The 24145-nt window shown below is 64.5% G+C and carries 19 protein-coding genes and 1 tRNA gene; 9 read left to right on the top strand and 11 right to left on the bottom strand.

From position 1 onward, the window contains the following. Positions 1–183: 183 nt before the first annotated feature. The 4 genes from AKN83_RS22865 to AKN83_RS22850 all read right to left on the bottom strand — a co-directional run bounded on the left by AKN83_RS22865 (position 184) and on the right by AKN83_RS22850 (position 4669). Positions 184–273: transfer RNA gene (locus AKN83_RS22865), tRNA-Ser, on the bottom strand. A 416-nt stretch (positions 274–689) separates the two neighbouring features. Next, entirely contained in the window at positions 690–2141 is a 1452-nt protein-coding gene (locus tag AKN83_RS22860; protein ID WP_050401766.1) for a trehalose-6-phosphate synthase, read from the bottom strand. 200 nt (positions 2142–2341) lie between these two features. Next, the gene (gene otsB / locus AKN83_RS22855; protein ID WP_050401765.1) at positions 2342–3175 is read right to left on the bottom strand and encodes a trehalose-phosphatase; all 834 of its coding nucleotides are present in this window, start codon (positions 3173–3175) and stop codon (positions 2342–2344) included. A gap of 3 nt (positions 3176–3178) precedes the next feature. Continuing rightward, on the bottom strand, positions 3179–4669 hold the full coding sequence (locus AKN83_RS22850; protein WP_050401764.1) for an MFS transporter: 1491 nt from the start codon (positions 4667–4669) through the stop codon (positions 3179–3181). Between the two features lie 181 nt (positions 4670–4850). On the opposite strand from AKN83_RS22850, the gene AKN83_RS22845 reads away from it, so the two are divergent. Then, positions 4851–5243, top strand: a complete 393-nt coding sequence (locus AKN83_RS22845) for a DUF3175 domain-containing protein (RefSeq protein ID WP_050401763.1) — start codon at positions 4851–4853, stop codon at positions 5241–5243. Positions 5244–5384: 141 nt separating this feature from the next. On the opposite strand, the gene AKN83_RS22840 is transcribed toward AKN83_RS22845, so the two are convergent. After that, positions 5385–7418, bottom strand: coding sequence for a methyl-accepting chemotaxis protein (locus AKN83_RS22840; RefSeq protein WP_050401762.1), 2034 nt, complete (start codon positions 7416–7418; stop codon positions 5385–5387). Between the two features lie 452 nt (positions 7419–7870). Here AKN83_RS22840 and AKN83_RS22835 point away from each other — a divergent pair, with 452 nt between their 5' ends. Further along, a complete protein-coding gene (locus AKN83_RS22835; protein WP_083992208.1) occupies positions 7871–9043 on the top strand; it encodes an FIST N-terminal domain-containing protein in 1173 nt (390 codons plus the stop codon). Next, positions 9040–10413, top strand: a complete 1374-nt coding sequence (locus AKN83_RS22830; protein ID WP_050401760.1) for an ATP-binding response regulator — start codon at positions 9040–9042, stop codon at positions 10411–10413. The genes AKN83_RS22835 and AKN83_RS22830 overlap by 4 nt, the downstream gene beginning before the upstream one ends. Here AKN83_RS22830 and AKN83_RS22825 read toward each other — a convergent pair. The 4 genes from AKN83_RS22825 to AKN83_RS22810 form a co-directional block, all read right to left on the bottom strand. Continuing rightward, on the bottom strand, positions 10408–11154 hold the full coding sequence (locus AKN83_RS22825; RefSeq protein WP_063695474.1) for a LuxR C-terminal-related transcriptional regulator: 747 nt from the start codon (positions 11152–11154) through the stop codon (positions 10408–10410). The genes AKN83_RS22830 and AKN83_RS22825 overlap by 6 nt on opposite strands. A 117-nt stretch (positions 11155–11271) precedes the next feature. Next, positions 11272–11952, bottom strand: coding sequence for a response regulator (locus AKN83_RS22820; protein ID WP_050401758.1), 681 nt, complete (start codon positions 11950–11952; stop codon positions 11272–11274). 36 nt (positions 11953–11988) lie between these two features. Further along, positions 11989–13206, bottom strand: a complete 1218-nt coding sequence (locus AKN83_RS22815) for a c-type cytochrome (RefSeq protein ID WP_244522089.1) — start codon at positions 13204–13206, stop codon at positions 11989–11991. A gap of 27 nt (positions 13207–13233) precedes the next feature. Next, complete coding sequence (locus AKN83_RS22810; protein WP_050401757.1) at positions 13234–14949, bottom strand: PQQ-dependent methanol/ethanol family dehydrogenase; 1716 nt, start codon at positions 14947–14949, stop codon at positions 13234–13236. Between the two features lie 402 nt (positions 14950–15351). Here AKN83_RS22810 and AKN83_RS22805 point away from each other — a divergent pair, with 402 nt between their 5' ends. The 4 genes from AKN83_RS22805 to AKN83_RS22790 all read left to right on the top strand — a co-directional run bounded on the left by AKN83_RS22805 (position 15352) and on the right by AKN83_RS22790 (position 20425). After that, the gene (locus tag AKN83_RS22805; RefSeq protein ID WP_050401756.1) at positions 15352–15837 is read left to right on the top strand and encodes a (2Fe-2S)-binding protein; all 486 of its coding nucleotides are present in this window, start codon (positions 15352–15354) and stop codon (positions 15835–15837) included. A 90-nt stretch (positions 15838–15927) separates the two neighbouring features. Then, a complete protein-coding gene (locus AKN83_RS22800) occupies positions 15928–18267 on the top strand; it encodes a xanthine dehydrogenase family protein molybdopterin-binding subunit (RefSeq protein WP_050401755.1) in 2340 nt (779 codons plus the stop codon). Between the two features lie 13 nt (positions 18268–18280). Further along, positions 18281–19081, top strand: coding sequence for an FAD binding domain-containing protein (locus tag AKN83_RS22795; protein ID WP_050401754.1), 801 nt, complete (start codon positions 18281–18283; stop codon positions 19079–19081). A 231-nt stretch (positions 19082–19312) separates the two neighbouring features. Continuing rightward, entirely contained in the window at positions 19313–20425 is a 1113-nt protein-coding gene (locus AKN83_RS22790; RefSeq protein ID WP_050401753.1) for a CaiB/BaiF CoA transferase family protein, read from the top strand. Positions 20426–20549: 124 nt separating this feature from the next. Here the strand turns inward: AKN83_RS22790 and hppD are convergent, their stop codons facing one another. Beyond that, positions 20550–21668, bottom strand: a complete 1119-nt coding sequence (gene hppD, locus AKN83_RS22785) for a 4-hydroxyphenylpyruvate dioxygenase (protein ID WP_050401752.1) — start codon at positions 21666–21668, stop codon at positions 20550–20552. Positions 21669–21791: 123 nt separating this feature from the next. Between hppD and AKN83_RS22780 the strand changes: the two genes are divergently transcribed. Next, positions 21792–22268, top strand: coding sequence for an Lrp/AsnC family transcriptional regulator (locus tag AKN83_RS22780; protein ID WP_050401851.1), 477 nt, complete (start codon positions 21792–21794; stop codon positions 22266–22268). A gap of 84 nt (positions 22269–22352) precedes the next feature. Beyond that, positions 22353–22664: a DUF1272 domain-containing protein gene (locus tag AKN83_RS22775; protein WP_050401751.1), complete on the top strand. Its 312-nt coding sequence runs from the start codon at positions 22353–22355 to the stop codon at positions 22662–22664. A gap of 162 nt (positions 22665–22826) precedes the next feature. On the opposite strand, the gene fahA is transcribed toward AKN83_RS22775, so the two are convergent. Further along, positions 22827–24098 carry a fumarylacetoacetase gene (gene fahA, locus AKN83_RS22770; RefSeq protein ID WP_050401750.1) on the bottom strand — a complete coding sequence of 424 codons (1272 nt, stop codon included), beginning with the start codon at positions 24096–24098 and terminating at the stop codon, positions 22827–22829. Positions 24099–24145 lie beyond the last annotated feature (47 nt).

Raw genomic sequence — 24145 nt, 5'->3', positions numbered from 1 at the left:
CGCAGGGGCGCGCCCCTTGGCGCGCGGGGTTGGCGGCGAAAGCGCGGACCGAGCTATAATGGGGTGTGCCATCAATGCGTGGAGTAGACTCTGCAACCCTCGACAACCCGAACGGCACGAGGTTGTCACCCATGTCTCAGGTACGTTCTGTTACCTATGTGTCCGGGCTGGACAAATAGGGACTGGCGGAGAGAGTGGGATTCGAACCCACGGTACGGTTTCCCGCACACACGCTTTCCAAGCGTGCGCCTTAAGCCACTCGGCCATCTCTCCGGGAGGCCTCTCTTGAAGGGCTGAGGCGGATTTTGCAAGGGAGCGCGGGGCCGGAGCGTGAAATTTCCCCAACAGATTGAAAATATTGGGTAAATTGGCGACAATGTCAGCCGCATTCCGGCGGCCTTGCCCGCCACGGCGCGCGATTTTGGCCGGTGGCCGGTCAAAGACCGGCGCAAATCGGGCAGCGCAATCGATCGGCCGATCCTGGTCGCGTCCCGGTGGCAATTACGCTCCTTGGCTCACGCGGAGCACGACCCCGGAGGCTCACGCGGAGTACGACCCCGGACACCGTCAACCAGAAGTGCGTGCAACCGTGACACTGAGCGGACAGACGACGAGCGGGCAGACGACGCGCCCGATGGGCAAACGCTGGCGTGCCCATCCTCGCTGTGCGCTGGCGAACCCGTGCTGGCTCAGTGATATCGCGCGGCAAAATCCGCCGTGCGGCGCGGCCACAGGCTGGGTGGCTCCGGCAGCGCCGCGGCACCCGCATTGTGCGTATCCTGCAGCGCCTCGATGAAATCGGCGAACCATTGCTGGATGGTGCCGCTGTTGAGCTTCTCCATCATGGCTTCCCAGCGCATCCGCCGCTCGGTCAGCGGCATCGCGAGCGCGGTCGCCAGGGTCCGTGCCATGCCGTCGATGTCATGCGGGTTGACCAGCAGCGCGGCGTCGAGCTCGTTCGCGGCACCGGCGAATTTCGACAGCACCAGCACGCCGGGGTCGGCCGGATTCTGCGCTGCGACATATTCCTTGGCGACGAGGTTCATGCCGTCCTGCAGCGGCGTCACCACGCCGACCTGCGCGGTGCGGTAGAGCCCGGCGAGCACGCCCTGGCCAAAGCCCTTGTTGAGGTAGCGGATCGGCGTCCAGTCCACCTCGCCATGCACGCCGTTGACGTCGGTGACGAGCTTGGCGACCTCGCTCGCCAGATTGCCATAGGCCTCGATCGCGCCGCGCGACGGCGTTGCGATCTGCAGCAGCGACACCGAACGCTTCAGGTTCGGGTGCAGCGTCCACATCTTGTCGAACGCCTTGATGCGGTTGACGAGGCCCTTGGAATAGTCGAGCCGGTCGACGCCGATCGCGAGCTTCTCGCCGTTGAGGCTGCGCCGCAGCCGCGTCACGTCGGGATGCGTCATCGCCCTGGTCGCCTGCTGCGCGAATTTTTCGGGATCGATACCGATCGGAAACACCGCCGCGCGGGTGCGACCGAACGACGAATTGATCACGCCGTCGCGCACCTCGAAATCGAGATCGTTCTGCACGTAGCTCAGGAAGTTCTCGCAGTCCTCATCGGTCTGGAAGCCGATCAGGTCGTAAGACAGCATCGCCTCGATCAGTTCGCGATGATTGGGCACGCCTGCGATCACCGCGCGCGCCGGCCACGGCGTGTGCAGGAAGAAGCCGACCGGCTGCGTGACGCCGAGGTCGCGCAGCTCGGCGCCGAGCGCGAGGAAATGATAGTCCTGGATCCAGAACACGGAATCGGGCTTGCGGAAGCGCAGCAGCGCACGCGCCATGAACGCATTCACTTCGCGATAGCTCTGATAGTCCTCGTGCGAGGCACGAATCAGGTCGGCGCGCGAATGCATCGCAGGCCACAGCGCCGAATTGGCAAAGCCTTCGTAGTAGCCGCCATAGTGCGCGGCCGGCAGGTCGAGCATCGCCAGCGCGCCGGCACCGAGAGCTTCGACTTCTGCAAAAGGTTCCTTCAAGTTCCCGTCGCGGACGCGTCCGCTGGAACCAACCCAGATGGCCCCTGTCTTTTCCACCACCGGCAACAATGCCGCAGCCAGCCCCCCCGTCATGGGTTCATTGGGTTTTCCGCGCGAGACGCGGTTCGATACGACGACGAGGTTCACCCGGTCCCCTCCTGTTGGTCAACTCGCGTATTAACAACCATTCATCAAGATGGTTCCTGATCAAGGAATCTCCCAATTGAAACCAAATTCTGACAAACGCGCACGGAACTCGCGGGAACTCGCGAAAAGAAAATTTCATGCGAGGTTGACGCAACGACGCAAAAGCACCGCATTCGATCATTGCGCTGAATGTCGCTCGGTTAGGACAGGCCGGCGTCCCTATCATCGTCGAGCAGACGCGCAAGGAATGTGCGCACGTCGCTCGGCCCCTCGAAATGTCCGGCAACGCCGGTCGCGCGGCGGCCGACGGAGAATGCGAGACCGTTGAAATCGGGCATGATCGCAAACACCGTCTCGTCGGTAACGTCATCACCGATAAAGAACGGGCGGCGTCTCTTGAAGGGCTCATGGGTCATCAGCTCGCGCACGCCGGTTGCCTTGGTGAAGCCGGAATGCTTAATCTCGCAGACGCTCTTGCCCGGCAGCACCTCGATCGGCGCGTTCGGCAGCTCGGCGCGGATCAGCGACACCGCCTCATAGATCGCCCTCTCCGCCTGCGGCGCGAGCCGATAGTGCAGCGCCAGCGAGTAGCCCTTGTCCTCGAGCAGAATGCCGGGGCTGAGCTTGGCGATCGCGGCGAGGCGACGCTTCAATTCCTTGTCAAGCGGCGGCGCGTGCGCGGCGACCGCCTCGCTGTCCGGCTGCAGCCGCATCTCCGCGCCATGGCCGCCGATCGCGGGAAACACCTCCGGCGCGAAGATCAGGTCGATATCGTTGAGCGAGCGGCCGCTGACCAGCGCCAGCGCGCCGCCAGTGCGATCATGCAACCGCTTCAGCGTGGTCGCGAGTTCCGGCGGCACCCAGACCTCGCGCGGCGTCGGGGCGAAATCGAGCAGCGTGCCGTCGATGTCGAGCAACACCGCGGTGTGATCCAGCGGCGGAACGAGCGATGCAGGCGCCGGCACGCTGCCGGTCGTCACGTCAGGGGCGATATCATCATCCATGGGCATTTCGGCCAATTCATGCTTCGTCATAGTCTACTCCACACATGCCAGTGGTCGCGCGACTGATTCGAGCGATTTTCGCTCGGCCGCGACGGCGTAGCGCCGTGCGACGGCTGCCGCGACGATCATGAGCGCCGACCCCAAGAGGTAGCCGGCGAACACGCTGTTGCGCGATCCGGTGTCGATCAGCACGCCGAACAGCGCGGGTCCGATCACCCCGCCGATGCCGGTGCCAACAGCGTAGAAGACGGCGATCGCGAGCGCGCGGACCTCGAGCGGAAACGTCTCGCTGACGGTGAGATAGGCGGCGCTCGCGGCCGGCGAAGCGAAGAAGAAGATCACCATCCAGGCGATGGTCTGGGTCTGCGCACTGAACACGCCGATCGAGAACAGATAGCCGGATAGCGCCAGCAGCACGCCCGAGGCGCCATAGGTCAGCGCGATCATGGTGCGGCGGCCGAGCGTGTCGAACAACCGGCCCAGCAGCAGCGGCCCGAAGAAGTTGCCGGCGGCGAAGGGGAGGATGTACCAGCCGACATTGCTGGCGGCGATGCCGAAGAAATCGGTCAGGATCAGCGCGAAGGTGAAGAAGATCGCATTGTAGAAGAAGGCCTGCGCGGCCATCAGCGTCAACCCGACCATCGAGCGCTGCCGGTAGGTGGAGAACAGCGTCACCGCTACCTCGCGCAGCGGCGTGTGATCGCGCATCCGAAGTCTGATCTTGTCAAAGTCTGCGCTCGACTGTTCGTGACCGAGCACCGAGGTCTCGATATCGGCGACGATCCTGTGGGCCTCGTCGGGGCGACCGTGGATCATCAGCCAGCGCGGACTTTCCGGAATCCACATCCGCATCAACAGCACGACGAGGCCGAGCACCGCACCGGTGAAATAGGCGATCCGCCAGCCGTGGTCCGGAGCAAGGAACGCGGGATCGAGCAGGACGATCGCGCTCAGCGCGCCGATCGCGGCGCCGATCCAGAAGCTGCCGTTGATGACGAGGTCGGTCCACCCGCGATAGCGCGCCGGCACCAGCTCCTGGATGGTCGAATTGATCGCGGTGTATTCGCCACCGATGCCGGCGCCGGTGAGAAAGCGAAACAGCGCGTAGCTCGCGATATTCCACGACAGCGCGGTCGCGGCGGTGGCCGAGAGATAAACCGCAAGCGTAATGAAGAACAGCTTCTTGCGCCCGATGCGGTCGGTGAGCCAGCCGAAGCCGAGGGCGCCAAGCACGGCGCCGGCAAGATAGGCGCTGCTGGCAAGTCCGACATCGGCGTTGGAGAACCCCATGGTCGGGCTCTCCTTCAGCGCGCCCGACAGCGCACCGGCCAGCGTCACTTCGAGCCCGTCGAGGATCCAGGTGATGCCGAGCGCCAGCACGACGCGGGTGTGGAAGCTGCTCCAGCGGAGGTTGTCGAGCCGAAGGGGGATCGAGGTCTCGATGATGCGGTCATCATCTGGCGTGGCCGGGGCCACGGCCTCGCGCGTCGCCGCAGAGCTCAATTGGGTCGGCTGCAGTGTCATCAGAATTGACCAATGGCAAAGGCCCCGGAACGGTTGTTCCAAGGTTCTCTCTCCCAGGATTGCGGCAAACGGAGTGCCCGCCACGCAACGTCAACGCCGCAGCCCCGCATCGGTTCCCGCAATGCGGCATAGGAACCGCGGCTGCGCGAGCGGTTTTGGTTCAACAGCCACGGAGGCATCGATGGCCGCACACAAGAAAGCGACGCGCAAGACGGCAAGAAAATCACCGAGGAAATCAGTACGAAAATCGGCCGCGCGATCCACGAGCACGGCGCGCCGCACGCGCGGCGCGAGGAAAACGCCGTCGAAACGCTGGTCGCAGCGGGTGACGAAGGAGAGCGACGCGCTCGACCTCGAGCACGGCGTGTTCAAGCAGGCCAGCGCAAAGAAGATCGCGGCATCGCTGAAGGCATCCGCCGAACACAGTACGCGCCGCAAGAGCGGCGCCTATCGGTCGGCGCTGTCGATGCTCACCTTCTACATCAACCGCGCCGGCAGAACGCTGCCGAAGGCGGAGCGGTCACGGCTGGAACGCGCCAAGGTCGAGTTGAAGCACCAATTCGGGCGAGATTGATTGATTTCGTCGCCCTGGCGAAAGCCGGGATTCATACGCCGTGGCCTTCGAAAGAAGTACGCGGCTCGTTGCCCCGGGATCTACAAACATTTGTGGTAATGGGTCCTGGCTTTTCGCCAGGACGACGACTAGCAGTTCCGCCTACGCCGCGCGGATATTCGCCATGAAGCGGTCGAGTTCCTCGCGCAGCCGCGAGCTCTCGACCGACAGCGAGCGGGCCGAGTTCAGCACCTCTTCGGAGGCGGCTCCCGTCTCGGTAGCGCCGCGATTGACCTGGGTGATGCTGGCGGCAGCTTCCTGGGTGCCCTGCGCGACGTTCTGCACGCTGCGCGCGATCTCCTGCGTTGCCGCGCTCTGCTGCTCGACCGAGCTTGCGATGTTGGTCGCGATCCCGGAGATCTGTCCGATCGTGCCGCCGATCTCCTTGATGGCGGCGACCGATTCCTGCGTCGCGGCCTGCATGCCCGAGATGTGGGTGGAGATCTCGTCGGTGGCCTTGGCGGTCTGGCTCGCCAGCGACTTGACCTCGGATGCGACCACCGCGAAGCCGCGCCCCGCATCGCCGGCACGCGCGGCCTCGATGGTGGCGTTCAGCGCCAGGAGGTTGGTCTGCTCGGCGATCGCCGTGATCAGCTTGACGACGTCGCCGATCTCCTGCGCGGCGCGCGAGAGCTTGCCGATCCGAGCATCGGTCTGCTCGGCCTGGCGCACGGCGGAATCGGCGATCTGGCTGGACTCCTTGGCGCGGCGGCCGATCTCGTCGACCGACGCCGACAGCTCCTCGGTCGCGGAGGCCACCGATTGCATGTTGCTGGAGGCCTCCTCGGAGGCGCCGGCGACCTGGCTCGACAGGTTCTGGGTGGTCTCGGCCGTGCGGGTCAACGTACCGGCCGCGGATTCGAGCTGAACAGCAGAGGCCGACACATTGGAGACGATCGAGCCGACGGCGGATTCGAATTCGTCGGCGAAGCGAATCAGCTCGGCACGCCGTGCGGTGGCGCTCGCCTTGTTCTGGGCCTCCTGGGTCGCGGCATCGCGCTCGGCCTTGGCGACCGCCTGGACCTTGAACTCCTCGACGGCGCCGGCCATCTCGCCAAGTTCGTCGCGACGGCCGAGACCGGGCAGCACCACGTCGAAATTGCCCGCCGCGAGTTCGCGCATCGCCGCACACATCGCCGCGATCGGCCGCGAGATCCCCTTGCCGAGCAGGAAGGCCCAGCCGAGGCCGAGCACGAAGCTGCCGGCAGCAAGCATCAGGATCAGCCGCTCGGTCTCGCCGATCATGGAATGCGATTCGGTCTCGAGCCGCTTCTGATCGGCGAGCAGGTCGGACTTCATCGCTGCCGCACCCTGGCTGATGGCGGCCGCGGATTCCGTCATCTCAACGGTCAATTCGTCGATCGACTTGGCATTCGCTATCAGCTTGGCCAGCGCCTCGCGGTACTCTTCAAGCAGGGCGGTAATGTCCTTCACGCCCTGCGTGATCCGTTCGTTCTTCGAGGTGATCCCCTTCACGAGATTGTCGGCGAATTTCAACCGAGCGAGCGCGCTGGAGGCGACCGTCTTGTCGCCGTTGACGACGAACGTGTTGACGGCGCCGGTGATCGACTGCAGCTGATCGGAAACTTTCTTGGCGCCGAACTGAATCGACTGCAGCTCGGAATCGTCGGCATTGCTCGGCAGATCGTCGAGCTTGTAGCGCATCGAAGTCGCACTGCGGACCAGCTTGTTCTGTGCGGTCTGCGCGCTCTCGTCCTTTGTGCGGACGATCTCGGCAAAGATCTTGGTGAAGGCGCGGAATTCGCGCTCCAGCTTGGTGACCTGCTCGAGCCGGGCGGGATTGGTGGTGCCCTTCATCGACGCCACGATGGCGTCCTTCAGGTTGGCCTCGGCGGCGAGCGCGGCCTTGGCGTCATCCTCCTTGCCGGTCGCGACGTAGTAGCGCGCCAACGATCGATAGGAGATCAATTCGCGATCGATGTTGCGGGCAAGATCGGCTTCCGCGACGCTCTGCCGGTAGGAGCCGACCCCGGCGGAGACCCGCTCGAAGCCCATATAGGCGAAGCCCATGGTGGCCGCCGACAGCGCCAGCGTGACGGCAAAGCCGAGCATGATCTTGGCTTGAAATCTGAGGGTTGGGAACCTGATCGACAGCGATCGCTTGAGTCCCGGCATTCCAACCCCCGTCTTCATTCTGAAAACCACGCAGGGTCCGGCAGCAACCCGCCACCTCAGACCCCGGAGCGCAAAACTAAGGCAGAATCAATAAGGCCCGGTAAATGGGCAGCGGCCGCCCGGTACTACCTTGGTCGGGCAAAGGCGGTAGGCTTGCGGATTGACGCGCGGGTCCGGCCCGATAGTTTAGAACCGATCAACCCTGTCCCTGCCCGGGCCGGGAGAACGCATCGGGAGGTGTCCCATGTCATCGCGTCGAACGGCGCCGTTGTCGCTTGCGACGGACGCAGCTGCCGGCAAAGTCGCGCGGCCAATGACATTTCCCCTCACGACCTAGAACCGGCGGGCCTGACCGCAACCAATCGCGGCATGGCCCATATGCCGTTACGACCCGCGCGGTCACGACAGGTCGCGCCAAGAAAAACCAAAAATTCTGGTCAGGGAGAATGCCTTTGGCGAAGCAGAACGGCAGCGCCACCGACAGTATTGTCGTGGTGCAGGCAAAGACCGACGGACCGCGGCAAGCAGCCGACGAGATCGCGCGCCAACTGGTGACGGCCGATCTCGCCATGCTCGTCGTGTTCGTGTCGCCGTTCTATCAACCGCAGGAATTCATTGCCGAGCTGTCGCAGCGAATGCCCGACGTGCCGATCTTCGGCTGCACCACGGCCGGCGAATTATCGCCCGGTGGCTGGGACGAGGACAGCGTGGTCGCGATGGGCTTCAGCGCCGCGGATTTCGTCATCGCGGCCCGTCCGCTGTTCGACGTCTCGACCTTTCGGGTCGACCACGGCCGCTCGATCTGCACCGAGTTGCAGAACGAATTCGCCCAGCGCACCGAGCATTGCGACCACACCGACGAGTCCTTCGGGCTGCTCTTCATCGACGGCATGTGCCAGCGTGAGGAGACCATCATGTCGGCGATCTACGCATCGCTTGGGGACATTCCGGTGGTCGGCGGCTCTGCCGGCGACGGGTTGCGCTTCGAGAAGTCCTGGGTCTTCCACGGCGGCAGGGCCCACAGCGATGCCGCTGTCTTGATCCTGATCCGGACCCGGCTGCCGTTCCGCCCCTTCAAGTGCGACCATTTCGAGCCGACATCGACCAAGATGGTGGTGACCGAGGCCGACACCGAGCACCGCATCGTCAAGGAGTTGAATGCCGAACCGGCCGCGCTGGAATATTCCCGCGCCGTCGGCCTCAGCGACAGCAAGCTCGAATTGTTCTCCTTTGCCGCCCATCCGGTGCTGGTCCGGGTCGGCGGCGCCTATTATGCGCGGTCGATCCAGCGCACCCATCCAGACGGGTCGCTGCAGTTCTTCTGCGCGATCGACGAGGGCATGGTGCTGACGGTGGCGCGCGAGCGCGACCCGATCGACGTGACGAGCCGCCTGCTCAAGGAGCTGACCGAGGAACTCGGCGAGGTCTCGATGTTCATCGGCTTCGAATGCGTGCTGCGCCGGCTCGATGTCGAGCAGCGCCAGCTGTCGCGGGAGATGTCGGAGCTCTATCGCCGCAACAAAGTGATTGGCTTTCAGACCTATGGCGAGCAGTATCGCTCGATGCATGTCAACCAGACGCTGACCGGCATCGCCATCGGCAAGCGGGCTGTCGCGCCGCAATGACCGACAGCAATACCATGCGCATTGCCGCCCTCGAACGCGAAGCCGAGAAGCTGCGCAAGATCAACGCGGCGCTGATGTCGCGGGTCGAACGTTCGACCGACCAGCAGCTCAACGCCTTCTCTCTGTTCGAGACCGCGATCGCGCTGGATCAGCAGGTGCGCGACCGCACCCAGCAGCTCAAGCAGGCGCTGCAATCGCTGGAGAAAACCAACGGACGCCTGCTGCAGGCCAAGCAGCAGGCCGAGGCGGCAAGCTCGCTGAAGTCATCGGTGCTGGTGTCCGTGACGCATGACCTGCTGCAGCCGCTGAACGCGGCACGGCTGACGCTGTCCGCGCTGGCTGAAATGGCCACCGAACCCAAGAGCGGCGCGCTGACCGACCAGATCGACCGGTCGCTGGCGACGCTGGAAGACATGCTGCGGACCCTGCTCGATATCTCGAAACTCGATGCCGGTGTGCTCAGGCCCGAAATCGGTCCGGTCGCAATCGTCGCGCTGTTTGAGGCGCTGGAGCAGGAATTTGTCGCCACCGCGGCCAAGCGCAACCTCGGCTTCCGGATCATGCCCTCGTCTGCGGTAGTTCGCTCCGACCCGCTGATGCTTCGCCGGATCCTGCAGAACCTTGTCGCCAACGCGCTACGCTACACCCAGCGCGGCACCGTGCTTATGGGATGCCGCCGCAAGGGCGACGACATCTGCATCGAGGTGCACGACACCGGGCCGGGCATCCCGGAAGCCGAGCGCGAGGCGATCTTCGTCGAGTTTCAGCGCGGCGACGCCGGCGCCGGCGACAAGGCCGGCATCGGGCTTGGCCTTTCGATCGTGCGCCGGTTTGCCGACCTGCTCGGCCATAACATCAGGCTGAGCTCGCGCGCCGGCAAAGGCTCGGTGTTCTCCGTGACCGTGCCCCGCACCTTCGATCCGGTTGCGATCCCGGTCCGCGAGCAGGCCAGCGTCGACTACCGCTATGGCGGCATGGAGGGTGCGAAGATCCTGCTAATCGAGAATGACCTGTCCAGCGCCGAGGGCCTCGCCCATCTCCTGGAGAAATGGGGCTGCGACGTCGCGGTGACGATCTCCAAGACCGAGGCGCTCGAGCGCATCCATGCGCTGGACGGCATTCCCGACGCCATCATCGCCGATCTGCATCTCGACAACGGCGAGACCGGCATCCAGGCCGTCGACGTGATCCGCGGCGAAATCAACGCCAAGGTTCCGGCGATCATCGTGACCGCCGACTACTCGGCCAAGGCCGCTTCCGACGTCTCGGCCTTCGGCCACGAATTGCTGAAGAAGCCGATCAAGCCGGCGGAGATGCGCTCGTTGCTGTCCTTCTTGCTGGCGGCGGAGCAGTCGAGCGCGAGGTTATGATTCAGCGCCGTGCGACGGTGGCGGCGCCGTCACCGGCGCGTGGTCGTGCTTGCCGAAATCCAGTTTCGACAGCGCGATGATGGCCTCGGTCCGGCTGCGCACACCGAGCTTGCGCAGGATTTCCGAGACATGCACCTTCACGGTGGTGACCGAGATATCGAGCTGATAGGCGATGTGCTTGTTCTGCAGGCCGTGACAGATCATGTCGAGCACCCGAAGCTGCTGCGCGGTGAACTGGCCGAGCTGCTGCACCAGCTGCTTGGTGTCGGCCTGGCCCTTCCGTGCGGCAGCCGAATCGCGGAAACGCGTCGGCAGGCACACCTCGCCTTCGAGGATGCCGCGCAGCAGGCGCGCGAGCTCGAGCTTCGGCGTCGACTTCGGAATGAATCCGGAGATGCCGAGCGCGATCGCGCCGCCGATGATCCGGGAGTCGTCATGCGCCGACACGATCACGAGTGCGCTGCGCGGTGCAGCGGCGCGCACCCGGTAGGCGCCAAGCAGGCCCGTGGTGCCCGGCATCGACAGGTCGAGCAGGATCAGATCGAGACCGTCGCGCGTGGCGATCATGTCCAGCGCGCCGTCGATCGACGTCGCCTGCAGCACCTCGGCATCGGGAAACTCGGCCCCGATCACCCCGATCAGAGCAGCACGGAACAGCGGGTGGTCCTCGACGATCAGCAGTCGAGGTGCTCCCGCTTGATCGACCGGCGGCTGGTCCGCCAGGGGCACGGTCGTGGTCAATGCTGCACCGTCCTCCCTCGGATGCTCATGACAGCCATTGCGCACGACGTTATCTCAAAGCCGGGCGGCGGCCTATAGGTAGCATCCCGGATGCGTTCGCCTTGCAGCGCAGCAAATCTAGGGCGCCTTCTCTGCCTTCGCACCCGAACTGGCCTCAAGGACGGGAAGTGGAATCTTGCCGAGCTCGATGATCGCCTTGTTGCGGCTGAACAGCTTCAGCTTGCGCAGGATCTCGGTGACATGCGCTTTCACCGTGGATTCCGCGAGCTTGAGTTCGGAGGCGATCTCGCGGTTCTGCAGGCCCCGGACGATCAGGTGAAGCACGCGAATCTGCTGCGGCGTCAGCTTCTGGATCCGCTCACGCAGCGTCCGCGCCGTCTCGGACTGCTCCAGCGCGCCGACCGCGACGAAATCCCGCGGCGCCGAGACCGAGCCGCTCAGCACGCGCGCGATCGCCTGCGACAGCTCGCCGAGCGAGGTCGACTTGGGCAGATAGCCGACCGCGCCCATTTCCAGCGCCTCGCGGACGGTGTGCTTGTCCTCTTCGCTGGAGACGATCGCGATCGGCAGCCGCGGATAGCGATCCCGGATTTTCTGGAAGCCGGAGAAGCCGACCACGTCGGGCAGCAACAGGTCGAGCAGCGCAAGATCGATGTTCGGCTCGCTGGCGAGGATGCCAAGAGCGCCCTTGATTGAGGTCGCCTCATAGATCCGGGCATCGGGATGCGAGATGCGGATGGCGTTGCCAAGCGCCTCTCCGAACAGGGGGTGATCGTCGATGATCAGGAACCCCATCATGAGGACCCTCGCACTGTTATGCGCCGTCGGCCGAAGCTAGTCCGATCCGCCGGTATCCTGCACACTCTGCAGATAGGCATATACGTTTCTGAGCTCGTCGTCGCTGAAGACGTCCTTCCAGGCGGGCATGCCCTTGGCTGGCCGCCCGTCATGGACCGTCTTCCAGAATGTCTGTTCCATGTCGTCAGCATAGCGCTTCTTGAGCAGCCTGAGATCGATCTTTCGCTCGGCCTGCACCGCGTCCGGACCATGGCAGTGGGCGCAGGTGCCGTTGAAGACCTCCCGCCCCGCGGTGGCATCGCCCTTGGTATCTGCGGCGATCGCAGCTGTTTGGACCGGCTTCTCGGTCGAAGCCGCCTGCCCGACCGTGGCGGGCTCGGCCGCGCCAGTGGACGACGCCGTCGCCTGGGTTGCTTGGCCAAACTTCACCGGCGCGCCGTCCGGCACGCCGTACTTGGCAAATAGCGCCGAAATCTCCGGCGCCAGCGAGGGCAGCACGGCGTCGACTTCATCGCGCAACGCGCCGGACGCCTTGGCAAAGCCGATCGCGGTCGCCCAGAGCAGGCCGTCGCCCTCGGTCGACACGATCTGATACTTGTCGCCGGAGCTGGTCTTGTTGAGCCACCCCGCCACCGGCGCCCAGATGAAGGCGATGTCGACCTTGCCCTGGTCGAGGGCCGCCATGCCCTCTTCCGGGCTCAACACCGTGACCTTCTGGATGTCGTCACGCAGCGCCAGGAGGTTCTGCGGCGTCGACTGATATTGCACCGCAACCCGCAATCCCTTGAGGTCGTCGATCCCGGCAAGCTTGCGGTCCTTGCCGCCGACCAGCGCGTAACCTTCATGGGCGATCGGCTTGGAGAAGATCACCGCCGGGCCCATGAAATCGTCGATCAAGGGCAGCCCGACCATGGCGTCGCACTGCTTGCTGAGCAAGGTCTCGCGCACGGTGCGCTTGCCGAAATAGGACTTGTACCAATTGGTGCTCACCGTGCGGCCGAGCTTCTGCGCCACCGCATGGCCGATCTCAAGATAGAGGCCGGGCTTGGCGGGGTCGTCGCTCGAGAACGGCAGATTGGTCGGGTCGGCGCAGAGCCGCAGCGGCGGCTTTGTCTCGTCGGCGCCGGCCGCCAGGGCCGGCACCATAAGCGCCGGCGCCATCAGCAGGGCGGAGAGCAGCACGGTCCGGATTGCACGGTCCAACCGCATGTTGCGCGAGGGGGTGCGCAGTTCGTTTCGGGCGATGCAGGACACCGACAATGCTGCCTCCTGGACGATCGTTTATTGCAGGGCGAACACGAACAGCGAGCCGCCTTCGGGTGCCGCGGCGACCATCTTCTTGCCGATGTCACCGAGGAAGGCCGGCAGTGCCGCGGTGCGTCCGACCACGATCGCGACATACTGCTTGCCGTCGACCGAGTAGGTCACGGGACCCGCGCCGATGCCGCTGCCGAGGTTCTTGCTCCACAGCACCTTGCCGTTCTTGGCATCGATGGCGCGGAAGTCGCCGTGCAGATTGCCCGAGAACACCAGGTTGCCGCCGGTCGTCAGCGTGCCGCCGTTGAAGGGCAGGTCTTCCTTGATGCTCCACACCTTCTTGTTGGCGACCGGATCCCAGGCCACGAGCTCGCCCAGGAAGCCGCCGGGGCCCGGCTTGGTCGGGAATTCGGCACCGAGATAGAACACGCCGCGCTTGTAGTTCACGTCAGAGACCGACCAGTCCATGCAGACGTTGTTGCTCGGGATGTAGACGAGGCCGGTCTGCGGATTGAACGACATCGGCTGCCAGTTCTTGCCGCCGATCAGGTTCGGGCAGATGTCCTTGGCGGGGTGGCCCGGGCCCGGACGCTTGTCCGGATCCTCTTCCGCCCGCATCGTGTTGACGTCCCACTTCTTGGCCCAGTTGGCAAAGACGTACTTCTCGGCCGAGAGAACCTTGCCGGTCTCGCGGTTGGCAACGAAGAAGAAGCCGTTGCGATCGGCCTTCATCAGAACGGGCGTCTCGGTGCCCTTGATCTTGAGGTCGGCGAGCAACAGCTCGTTGACGCCGTCATAATCCCAGGCGTCGGCCGGCGTGCCCTGGATGTGCCACTTGATCTTGCCGGTGTTGGGATCGATCGCCAGCGTCGAGGCGGTATAGAGGTTGGTCAGCTTGCCGAAATTGCCGTCGCCGGTGGAGCGGACCGCGGTATTCCACGGTCCCGGGTTGCTGGTGCCCCAGTAGACCGTATCCGTCTTGGCGTCGTAGGAGCCGACCAGCCAGGCGGCGCCGCCGCCATGCAGCCCGGTGTCGCCCTTCCAGGTCTCGCTGCCGGGCTCGCCCGGTGCCGGCACGGTAAAGGTCTGCCAGAGCAGCTTGCCGTCCTTGAGGTTGAAGGCCTGCAACGAGCCGCGGACGCCATATTCGCCGCCGCCGAAGCCGGTGATCACCTTGTCGCGGACGATGAGCGGCGGCGAGGTGATGACCGAGCCCTGCTTGTAGTCGACCACGGTCGAGGTCCAGAGCTCCTTGCCGGTCTCGGCATCGAGCGCGGTCAGCTTGCCGTCGAGCCGGCCGACGAAGATCTTGCCATCGGCATAGGACACGCCGCGGCTGTTGACGTCACAGCAGGCGTATTGGAGCACGTCGTCCGGAATATCCGGCTGCCAGGTCCATTTCCGCGCGCCGGTCGCGGCATCGATCGCATAGACGTATTTCGGCCCCCACGAGGTCGACACAAACATCGTCTTGCCGATCACGACCGGCGAGGACTCGTTGGAGCGCAGCGAAGCGAGCGACATCGAGTAAACGAGCTGCAGCTTGCCGGCGTTCTCGGAATTGATCTGCTTCAGGGGGCTGAAACGCGTGTTGCCGTAGTCGTGGCCGGCGATCGCCCATCCGTTGGGATCGGACGCCGCCTTCGCGACGGAATCATTCGCTTTCGACGCAGTAACGCCTGCCAGCACCATGGCGACCAGCGACACGCCGGCAAAGAAAATCCCGCTCCTCAGCTTCATTGGCTTCCTCCAATATGGTTTCGTTGCCGCGATGGATGCATCGCGCGCCGCGTCTCACTACCCAATTCGTGAACCAGCGATCTTCAGTCGCTATGTCGGCGATGAAAATGCCAGCAACGCTTTTTTGTCGTTATAGGCGGAAGGTAGTAGCAATCGTCGCGGCGGTTTTTGACATGGCGCAAACCAGATCGACCGACCGAATCCCTTGCACCGCCGCGCAATCCATCGCGCCGGAGCGCGCCGCCGGCAGCTTGCAAATTGCCCATTGAACGGCCGCCTGCTAGGATCAAACGTACAGCCCGGAGCCTTCAAGACAGGGCCGCAACTACGACTTTGATCGCGGTTACGTCCCACATGAAGCGTGGTCTACTGGGCCCATAACGAAGCTATTGGGAGAAACGCGTGTCTACAGTCAAACTGACGGTAAACGGCAAGGCGGTCTCGGTCGAGGTCGAAGACCGAACCCTCCTCGTGCACCTCTTGCGCGAAAACCTCAATCTCACCGGCACCCATGTCGGCTGCGATACCAGCCAGTGCGGCGCCTGCGTCGTCCATGTCGACGGACGGGCGGTCAAATCCTGCACCATGCTGGCCGGCCAGGCGGCTGGCTCCAACGTCACCACGATCGAAGGCCTCGCCAAGGGCGACGAGCTGCACCCGATGCAGGCGGCGTTCCGCGACAATCACGGCCTGCAGTGCGGCTATTGCACCCCCGGCATGATCATGTCCGCGGTCGATATCGTGCACCGCCATGGTGGCAAGCTCGACGAGGAAACGGTTCGCCACGAGCTCGAAGGCAACATCTGCCGCTGCACCGGCTACCACAACATCGTCAAGGCGGTGCTCGACGCTGCCGGCCGCATGAAGGTCGCGCAGGCTGCCGAATAGCAGCTGACGCACCGCACACGATCAAGCTCATCACCGCCGATCTCGATGGAAACGGCGGCAAATCGAATCTCCGGTCGGGAGGACTAGACCATGGGTGTTGAAGGAATTGGCGCACGTGTCGTGCGCAAGGAAGATCGCCGGTTCATCACCGGACAAGGACGTTACGTCGACGACGTTAAGATGGTCGGCATGAGCTATGCTCACTTCATCCGCAGCCCGCATGCACATGCCAAGGTCAAGGGCATCAACTCCGCCGAGGCAATGAAGATGCCCGGCGTGATCGCGGTGCTGACCGGACAGCAGATCGTCGACGACAAGGTCGGCAACCTGATCTGCGGCTGGGCGATCACCTCGAAGGACGGCTCGCCGATGAAAATGGGCGCGTGGCCGGCGATGGCGCCGGAGACCGTGCGCTTCGTCGGACAGGCGGTCGCGGTGGTGATCGCCGAGACCAAGAACCAGGCCAGGGACGCGGCGGAAGCCGTCGTCGTCGACTACGAAGAGCTTCCCGCGGCGGCCGACATCAAGGCCGCGATCAAGCCGGGCGCACCGCAGCTGCATCCCGAAGCCCCCGGCAATATCGTCTATGACTGGCATCTCGGTGACGAAGCTGCGGTGAAGGACGCCTTCAGCAAGGCGGCCAATGTGGTGACGCTGGAGCTCACCAACAACCGCCTGGTGCCGAACGCGATGGAGCCGCGCGCGGCGGTCGCACATTACGACCAGGCCGAAGAGCACTACACGCTCTACACCACGTCGCAGAACCCGCACGTCGCCCGCCTCGTGCTGTCGGCGTTCTACAACATCGCGCCCGAGCACAAGCTGCGCGTGATCGCGCCCGACGTCGGCGGCGGCTTCGGCTCCAAGATCTACATCTATCCGGAAGAGATGGTGGCGCTGTGGGCCTCCAAGAAAGTGGGTCGCCCGGTGAAGTGGACCGGCGACCGTTCGGAAGCCTTCCTCACCGACGCGCACGGCCGCGACCATGTCTCGAAGGCGGAGATGGCGTTCGACAAGGACAACAAGATCCTTGGCCTCAGGGTGAAGACCCACGCCAATTTCGGCGCCTATATGTCGCTGTTCTCCTCGGCGGTGCCGACCTATCTCTACGCAACGCTGCTGTCGGGCCAGTACGTGATCCCGGCGATCTACGCCGAGGTGATCGGCGTCTACACCAACACCACGCCGGTCGACGCCTATCGCGGCGCCGGCCGCCCGGAGGCGAGCTACCTGATCGAGCGCATGATGGAGACGGCGGCGCGGCAGTTGAAGGTCGATCCGGCCGAGCTGCGCAAGAAGAACTTCATCACCCAGTTCCCGTATCAGACGCCCGTCATCATGGCGTATGACATCGGCGACTTCCATGCCTCGATCGACGCCGCGATGAAGGCGATCGACTATGCCGGCTTCCCGGCCCGCAAGGCCAAGGCGAAAGCCAGTGGCAAGCTGCGCGGCATCGGCGTCTCCTGCTACATCGAGGCCTGCGGCATCGCGCCGTCGAAGGCCGTCGGCAGTCTCGGCGCCGGCGTCGGCCTGTGGGAGTCCGCGGAGATCCGCGTCAATCCGGTCGGCACCATCGAGGTGCTGACCGGCTCGCACAGCCACGGCCAGGGCCATGAGACGACGTTCTGCCAGATCATCGCCGAGCGCCTTGGCGTACCGATCAGCCAGGTCTCGATCGTCCATGGCGACACCGACAAGGTGCAGTTCGGCATGGGCACCTACGGCTCGCGCTCACTCGCGGTCGGCGGCACCGCGATCGTGAAGGCGATGGAGAAGGTCGAGGCCAAGGCCAAGAAGATCGCGGCGCATGCGCTCGAGGCGTCCGAGAGCGACATCGTGATCGAGAACGGCGAGTTCAAGGTCACCGGCACCGACAAGTCGATCGCGTTGCCGATGGTCGCGCTCGCCGCCTACACCGCGCACAATCTGCCCGACGGCATGGAGCCCGGCTTGAAGGAGACCGCGTTCTACGACCCGACCAACTTCACCTTCCCGGCCGGTGCCTATATCTGCGAACTCGAGGTCGATCCGGGCACCGGCAAGACCTCCTTCGTCAACTTCGTGGCGGCGGACGATTTCGGCCGGCTGATCAACCCGATGATTGTCGAGGGCCAGGTCCATGGCGGCCTTGCGCAGGGCATCGGCCAGGCGCTGCTCGAGGGTGCGGTCTATGACGACACCGGTCAGCTCGTGACCGCGTCTTTCATGGATTACACCATGCCGCGCGCCGACGACCTGCCGTCGTTCCAGCTCTCCCACACCACGACGCTGTGTCCGGGCAATCCGCTCGGCGTCAAGGGCTGCGGCGAAGCCGGCGCGATCGGCGCCTCTGCTGCCGTGATCAACGCGATCACGGACGCCATCGGCAACAACAAGCTCGAAATGCCGGCGACGCCCGATCGCGTCTGGCACGCCATTCACGGTTGAGGGAGGAAGAGCCATGTACGAGACCAATTATCATCGCGCTTCCTCAGTCGCCGACGCCGCCGCAACCTTCGCCAAAGGCGCGGAATCAAAATTCCTCGCCGGCGGACAAACCCTGCTCCCGGTGATGAAGCAGCGTCTTGCTTCACCCTCGGACGTGATCGACCTCTCCAAGGTGCAGGAGATGATCGGCATCGAGGTTTCGGGCGACACCGTCACCATCAAGGCCGCTACGCCGCATTACGATGTGGCGCAAAGCGACGCCGTGCAGAAGGCGATCCCGGCGCTCGCCAAACTGGCGTCGATGATCGGCGATCCCGCCGTACGCTATCGCGGCACGATCGGCGGCTCGCTCGCCAACAACGACCCGGCGGCGGATTATCCGGCAGCGGTGCTGGCGCTCGGCGCGACGGTCAAGACCAACAAGCGGTCGATCGCAGCGGAGGACTTCTTCAAGGGCCTGTTCTCGACGGCGCTCGAGGACGGCGAGATCATCACGCAGGTCGCGTTCCCGGTCCCGGCCAAGGCGGGCTATGCCAAGATGCGGCATCCTGCCTCACGCTTTGCGCTGACCGGCGTGTTCGTCGCCAAGACCAAGTCGGGCGACGTCCGCGTCGCCGCGACCGGTGCGTCGCAGAGCGGCGTGATGCGGGTGGCGCCGATCGAGCAGGCGTTGAAGGCGAACTGGGCGGCCTCGGCGCTCGATGCCGTCACGATCCCGGCGAGCGGCCTGCTCGCGGACATCCACGGCTCGGCGGATTACCGCGCCAACCTGGTGAAGGTGATGGGACAGCGCGCGGTCACCGCCGCGGGATAGCGTCTAAACACAAGTCGAGCGGCGGCGCGCAGCGATGCGCGCCGTTTGCGTTTTACCGGCGCGATCAGGCAAAAGGCGCTTGCCACATCCCGCATTAGGCGAGACAATTTAGCTAATCAGCTAATTAAAAATACCGTCTCGCGGACGGCTGGGGAAACGCATGACATTCGGCACCAAGCCAGCCCGCAGCACCTCAGCCGCCTAACGCCACACAACCAACGGAACAACAACGTGCTCGACAAGCCCGCCTCCCACACCGCCGCTCGCACCTCGGGCCCGCTCGCCGGCTTCCGCATCGTCGAATTCGCCGGCATCGGTCCTGGCCCGTTCGCCTGCATGCTGCTCGCCGACATGGGCGCGGAGGTCATAACCCTGGATCGGGTCGGCGCGGGCAAGAATTTGAAGGCGGTGGCAACCCGCGGCCGCAAGGTCATCGAGCTCGACCTCAAGAACAAGGCGGCGATCGCCGAAGTGCTCGAGCTGCTCAGCCATGCCGACGCGCTGATCGAAGGTTTTCGGCCCGGCGTGATGGAACGCCTCGGGCTCGGCCCCGAAATCGTGCTCGCGCGCAATCCGAAGCTGGTCTATGGCCGCATGACCGGCTGGGGCCAGGAAGGCCCCTTGGCCAACGCCGCCGGCCACGACATCAACTACATCTCGATCACCGGCGCGCTGGCGGCGATCGGCACCAAGGAGAAGCCGGTGCCGCCGCTCAATTTGGTCGGCGATTTCGGCGGCGGCGCGCTCTATCTCGTGGTCGGCGTGCTCGCAGCGCTGCTGGAAGCGCAGAAGTCCGGCAAGGGCCAGGTGGTCGATACCGCGATGTGCGACGGCGCGGCCTCGCTGATGTCGATGTTCTACGACATGGCCGCACAAGGCCGCTGGAGCGGCGGCCGCGACCAGAACTTCCTCGACGGCGGCGCGCATTTCTACGGCGTCTACGAATGCTCCTGCGGCAATTTCATCTCGATCGGCTCGATCGAGCCGCAGTTCTACGCACTGCTGCGCAAGCATGCCGACCTGACCGATGCCGACTTCGACGCCCAGATGGACCGCAAAGCCTGGCCGGCGCTGAAGGCGAAACTGGAGAAGGTGTTCAAGAGCAAGTCGCGCGCCGACTGGTGCAAGATCATGGAAGGCACCGACATCTGCTTCGCGCCGATCCTGACCATGGAAGAAGCCCCGAAGCATCCGCACATGGTGGCGCGCCAGGTGTTCGTCGAGCGCCACGGCGTGACCCAGCCCGCCCCCGCGCCGCGCTTCTCGCGCACGCCATCAGCGATCCGCGAGCCGGAGCTGGCAAGCATTGGCGACGTGACGAGCGCGTGGAAGGCCGGGAAGTAGCTTCCTCGGCCGTCATTGCGAGGAGCGAAGCGACGAAGCAATCCATGTCTCCGCAGGCGGTGAGATGGATTGCTTCGCTTCGCTCGCAATGACGACGCAATGGGGCGCGGTCGCCACGCAGTTTCTACGCCGCGTGATCGACCTTCAGCACGCCGCGGCGGATCTGGTCTTCCTCGATCGATTCGAACAGCGCCTTGAAGTTGCCTTCGCCAAAACCGTCGTCGCCCTTGCGCTGGATGAATTCGAAGAAGATCGGCCCGATCGCATTCGCCGAGAAGATCTGCAGCAGCACCTTGGTCTGGCCGCCCTCGACCACGCCTTCGCCGTCGATCAGGATGCCGTTCCTCTGAAGCCGCGCCACGTCCTCGCCATGCTGCGGCAGGCGGGCATCGATCCGCTCGAAATAGGTGTCGGGCGGCGACGGCATGAACGGCAGGCCGTTCGCGCGCAGCGTCTCGACGGTCGAATAGATATCGCGCGCGCCGCAGGCGATGTGCTGGATGCCCTCGCCGTGATAGATGTTGAGGTATTCCTCGATCTGCCCGGAATCGCCGGCGTCCTCGTTGATCGGAATCCGGATCTTGCCGTCCGGGCTGGTCAACGCACGCGAGAACAGGCCGGACGCACGACCCTCGATGTCGAAGAAGCGGATCTGGCGGAAGTTGAACAGCTTTGCGTAGAAGCCGGTCCAGACATCCATGCGGCCGCGATGGACGTTGTGGGTGAGGTGATCGATGTAATAGAGGCCCGAACCCGCGGGACGCGGATTCTCGGCGCCCAGCCACTCGAACTCGGCATCATAGGCCGAGCCTTTGGCGCCGTAGCGATCGACGAAATACAGCAGGCTGCCGCCGATACCCTTGATCGCGGGCACATCGAGCGTCTTCGCCGCGGACGACAAATCCGCCGGCTCGGCGCCGAGCGCGATCGCGCGCTCATAGGCGCGCTTGGCATCGACCACACGGAATGCCATCGAGGGCGCGCAGGGGCCGTGCGCGGCGACGAAGTTAAAGCCGTGCGTACCCGGCTCCTCGTTGACGAGATAGTTGATGTCGCCCTGGCGATAGACCGTGACGGCCTTGGTCCGGTGCCTCGCGACCGCGACAAAGCCCATCAGCTTGAACAGGGCATGCAGCTCGCCGGGATTGGGGTGGGCATATTCGACGAACTCGAAGCCGTCGGTGCCCATCGGGTTCTCGGTGCTGATCTCGGCCGGCGGCGCATCGTGCGGAAACGGACCCATGGCGGCAACTCCCTCATTTGTCTGGCAACCAGTTTCCGTCACCTGCGGCGCAACGTGCGTGCAAAATGGTCCCATACTTGCTAGAAGTGCGCACGATCCGTGCATGAAATGGACATTTGGCGCATGCCTGAAGTCGACGCCTTCGACCTCAAAATACTCGCTGCCCTGCAAGATGATGGCCGGCTGACCAACCAGCAGCTCGGCGACCTCGTCGGGCTCTCAGCCTCGCAATGCTCGCGGCGGCGGATGCGGCTGGAGGAGGAGAAGGTGATCGCGGGCTACCACGCCGATCTCGCCGGCGAGGCGCTCGGCTTCGGCCTGATCGCCTTCATCCACATCACGCTCGCGACCCACTCGCCCGACAACGCCAAGCGGTTTCGCGAGCTGGTCAACCGCGTCGATGACATCCAGGAGGCCTATGCGCTGACCGGCGATGCAGATTACGTGCTCAAGGTGATGCTGCGCGATCTCAAGAGCCTGTCCGACATCGTCAACAATGTGCTGATGCCGCACCAGAGCGTGGCACATGTGCGCTCGTCGATCGTGCTCGACCGGCTGAAGGAGAGCACCAAGCTGCCGCTGAAGGCGCTGCAAGAGTGATGGCGCGAATCGAGGGAATTCCGTCATTCGTTTTTGCGGTCCGATTTGCGATCATTGCTCCAACATCCGCCAAGAGAGACGACCATGGCGCTTCAGCTGCGACCGAACTGCGAATATTGCGACAAGGACCTGCCACCGAGCGCGCTCGACGCCCGGATTTGCTCCTATGAATGCACGTTCTGTGCGGATTGCGCCGAGACCAAGCTCGGCAATGTCTGCCCGAACTGCGGCGGCGGCTTTGCGCCGCGGCCGATCCGCCCGGCCAAGCCGTGGCGGGCCGGCGTCTGCACCGTGAACCAGCCGCCGTCGGACAAGCGGGTGCACCTGAAGTACAGCCTCGAGGACTGCGCGGCGCATACGGCGCGGCTGAGGGATATCCGGCCGGAAGAGCGGTAAGGCTTGCACCGCCTGTCGGGCTCCTTCCCCCTGCAAGGGGGAAGGTGGATGGGAGTCCAAGCCGCAAGCGCTGGCGTTCGTGGTGAGACCGGATCCCCACCCGGTTTGCTGCGCAAACCGACCTCCCCTTTTCAAGGGGAGGTGAAGCGGCGCCCCTCTCGGCTACTCCGCCGCGACGATGGTGCCTTCGACCTCGCCAAAGCCGACGCGGTAGCCGTCGCCCTGGCACCAGCCGCGCATCACGAGCGAGTCGCCGTTCTCGAGGAACGCGCGCGTCACGCCGCTCGCCAGCTCAACCGGCTCGGTGCCGTTCCAGCTGATTTCCAAAAGACTCCCGCGCTGATGCTTTTCGGGGCCGGAGATCGTGCCGCTGCCGAGGAGGTCGCCGACATTCATCGCGCAGCCGCTGGAGGCGTGGTGCACCAGTTGCTGCACCGACGACCAGTACATGTATTTGAAATTGGTGCTGCAGATCGTCTTGGCTTCGTTCATCGCACCGGCGCGCAAGCCCACGTCGAGCTGCAAGTCGTAATTGTTCGGCTTGGTCTGCTTCAGGTATGCCAGCGGTTCCGGCTGTTGCGCCGGGCCCTGCATCCGGAACGGCTCCAGCGCCTCGCGCGTCACCACCCACGGGCTGATCGAGGTCGCGAACGCCTTGGCCTGGAACGGCCCGAGCGGCACATACTCCCACTGCTGGATATCGCGCGCGCTCCAGTCGTTGAGGATGACGAAGCCGAAGATCATCTCTTCGGCCTGCTGCTCGGTGAGCATCTCGCCCATCGCTGAGGCCTGGCCGACCACCACGCCCATCTCGAGCTCGAAGTCGAGCCGCTTGCAGGCGCCGAAGCTCGGCACCTCGGCGGCCGGCGGCTTGAGCTGGCCGCGCGGCCGCCGCACCTTGGTGCCTGACACCACCACGGTCGAGGCGCGGCCGTTGTAGCCGATCGGCATGTGCAGCCAGTTCGGCTGCAGCGCATTGTCCTTGCCGCGGAACATGACGCCGACATTGGTGGCGTGCTCCTTCGACGAATAGAAATCGGTGTAGCCCGCGACGGCAAACGGCATATGCAGCTTCACATCAGCGATCGGCAGCAGCGCGCGTGCACGCAACTCCCTGTTGTCGCGCAGCTCCGGATGATCTGATCGCAACAGCTCGCTGATCCGCGCCCGCGTCGCCGACCACACTTTTGGCCCGAGCGCCATGAAGGCGTTCAGCGAGGGCTGCGAGAACACGCCGAGCGGCCCGACATCAAGCCGCGAATCCTGCTCGAGCTCCCACAGGTCGAGCACGTAATCGCCGATCGCAACGCCGACACGCGGCGCAAGGCCGTCCTTCGACGAGAACACGCCGTAAGGCAGGTTCTGGATCGGGAAGTCGGAGGTCGGGGCGACGTCGATGAAAGAGCGGAGTTTGGGGTCGTTGGAGTGGGGCATGATCTCGTCCCTGAAATGGTCGGATATTATTTCCGCCGTCATTCCGG

It is taken from the genome of Bradyrhizobium embrapense, assembly GCF_001189235.2.
Lineage (GTDB): Bacteria > Pseudomonadota > Alphaproteobacteria > Rhizobiales > Xanthobacteraceae > Bradyrhizobium > Bradyrhizobium embrapense.
The sequence above is the reverse complement of the archived record's forward strand: the minus strand, read 5'-3'. Positions and strand labels throughout refer to the sequence as shown.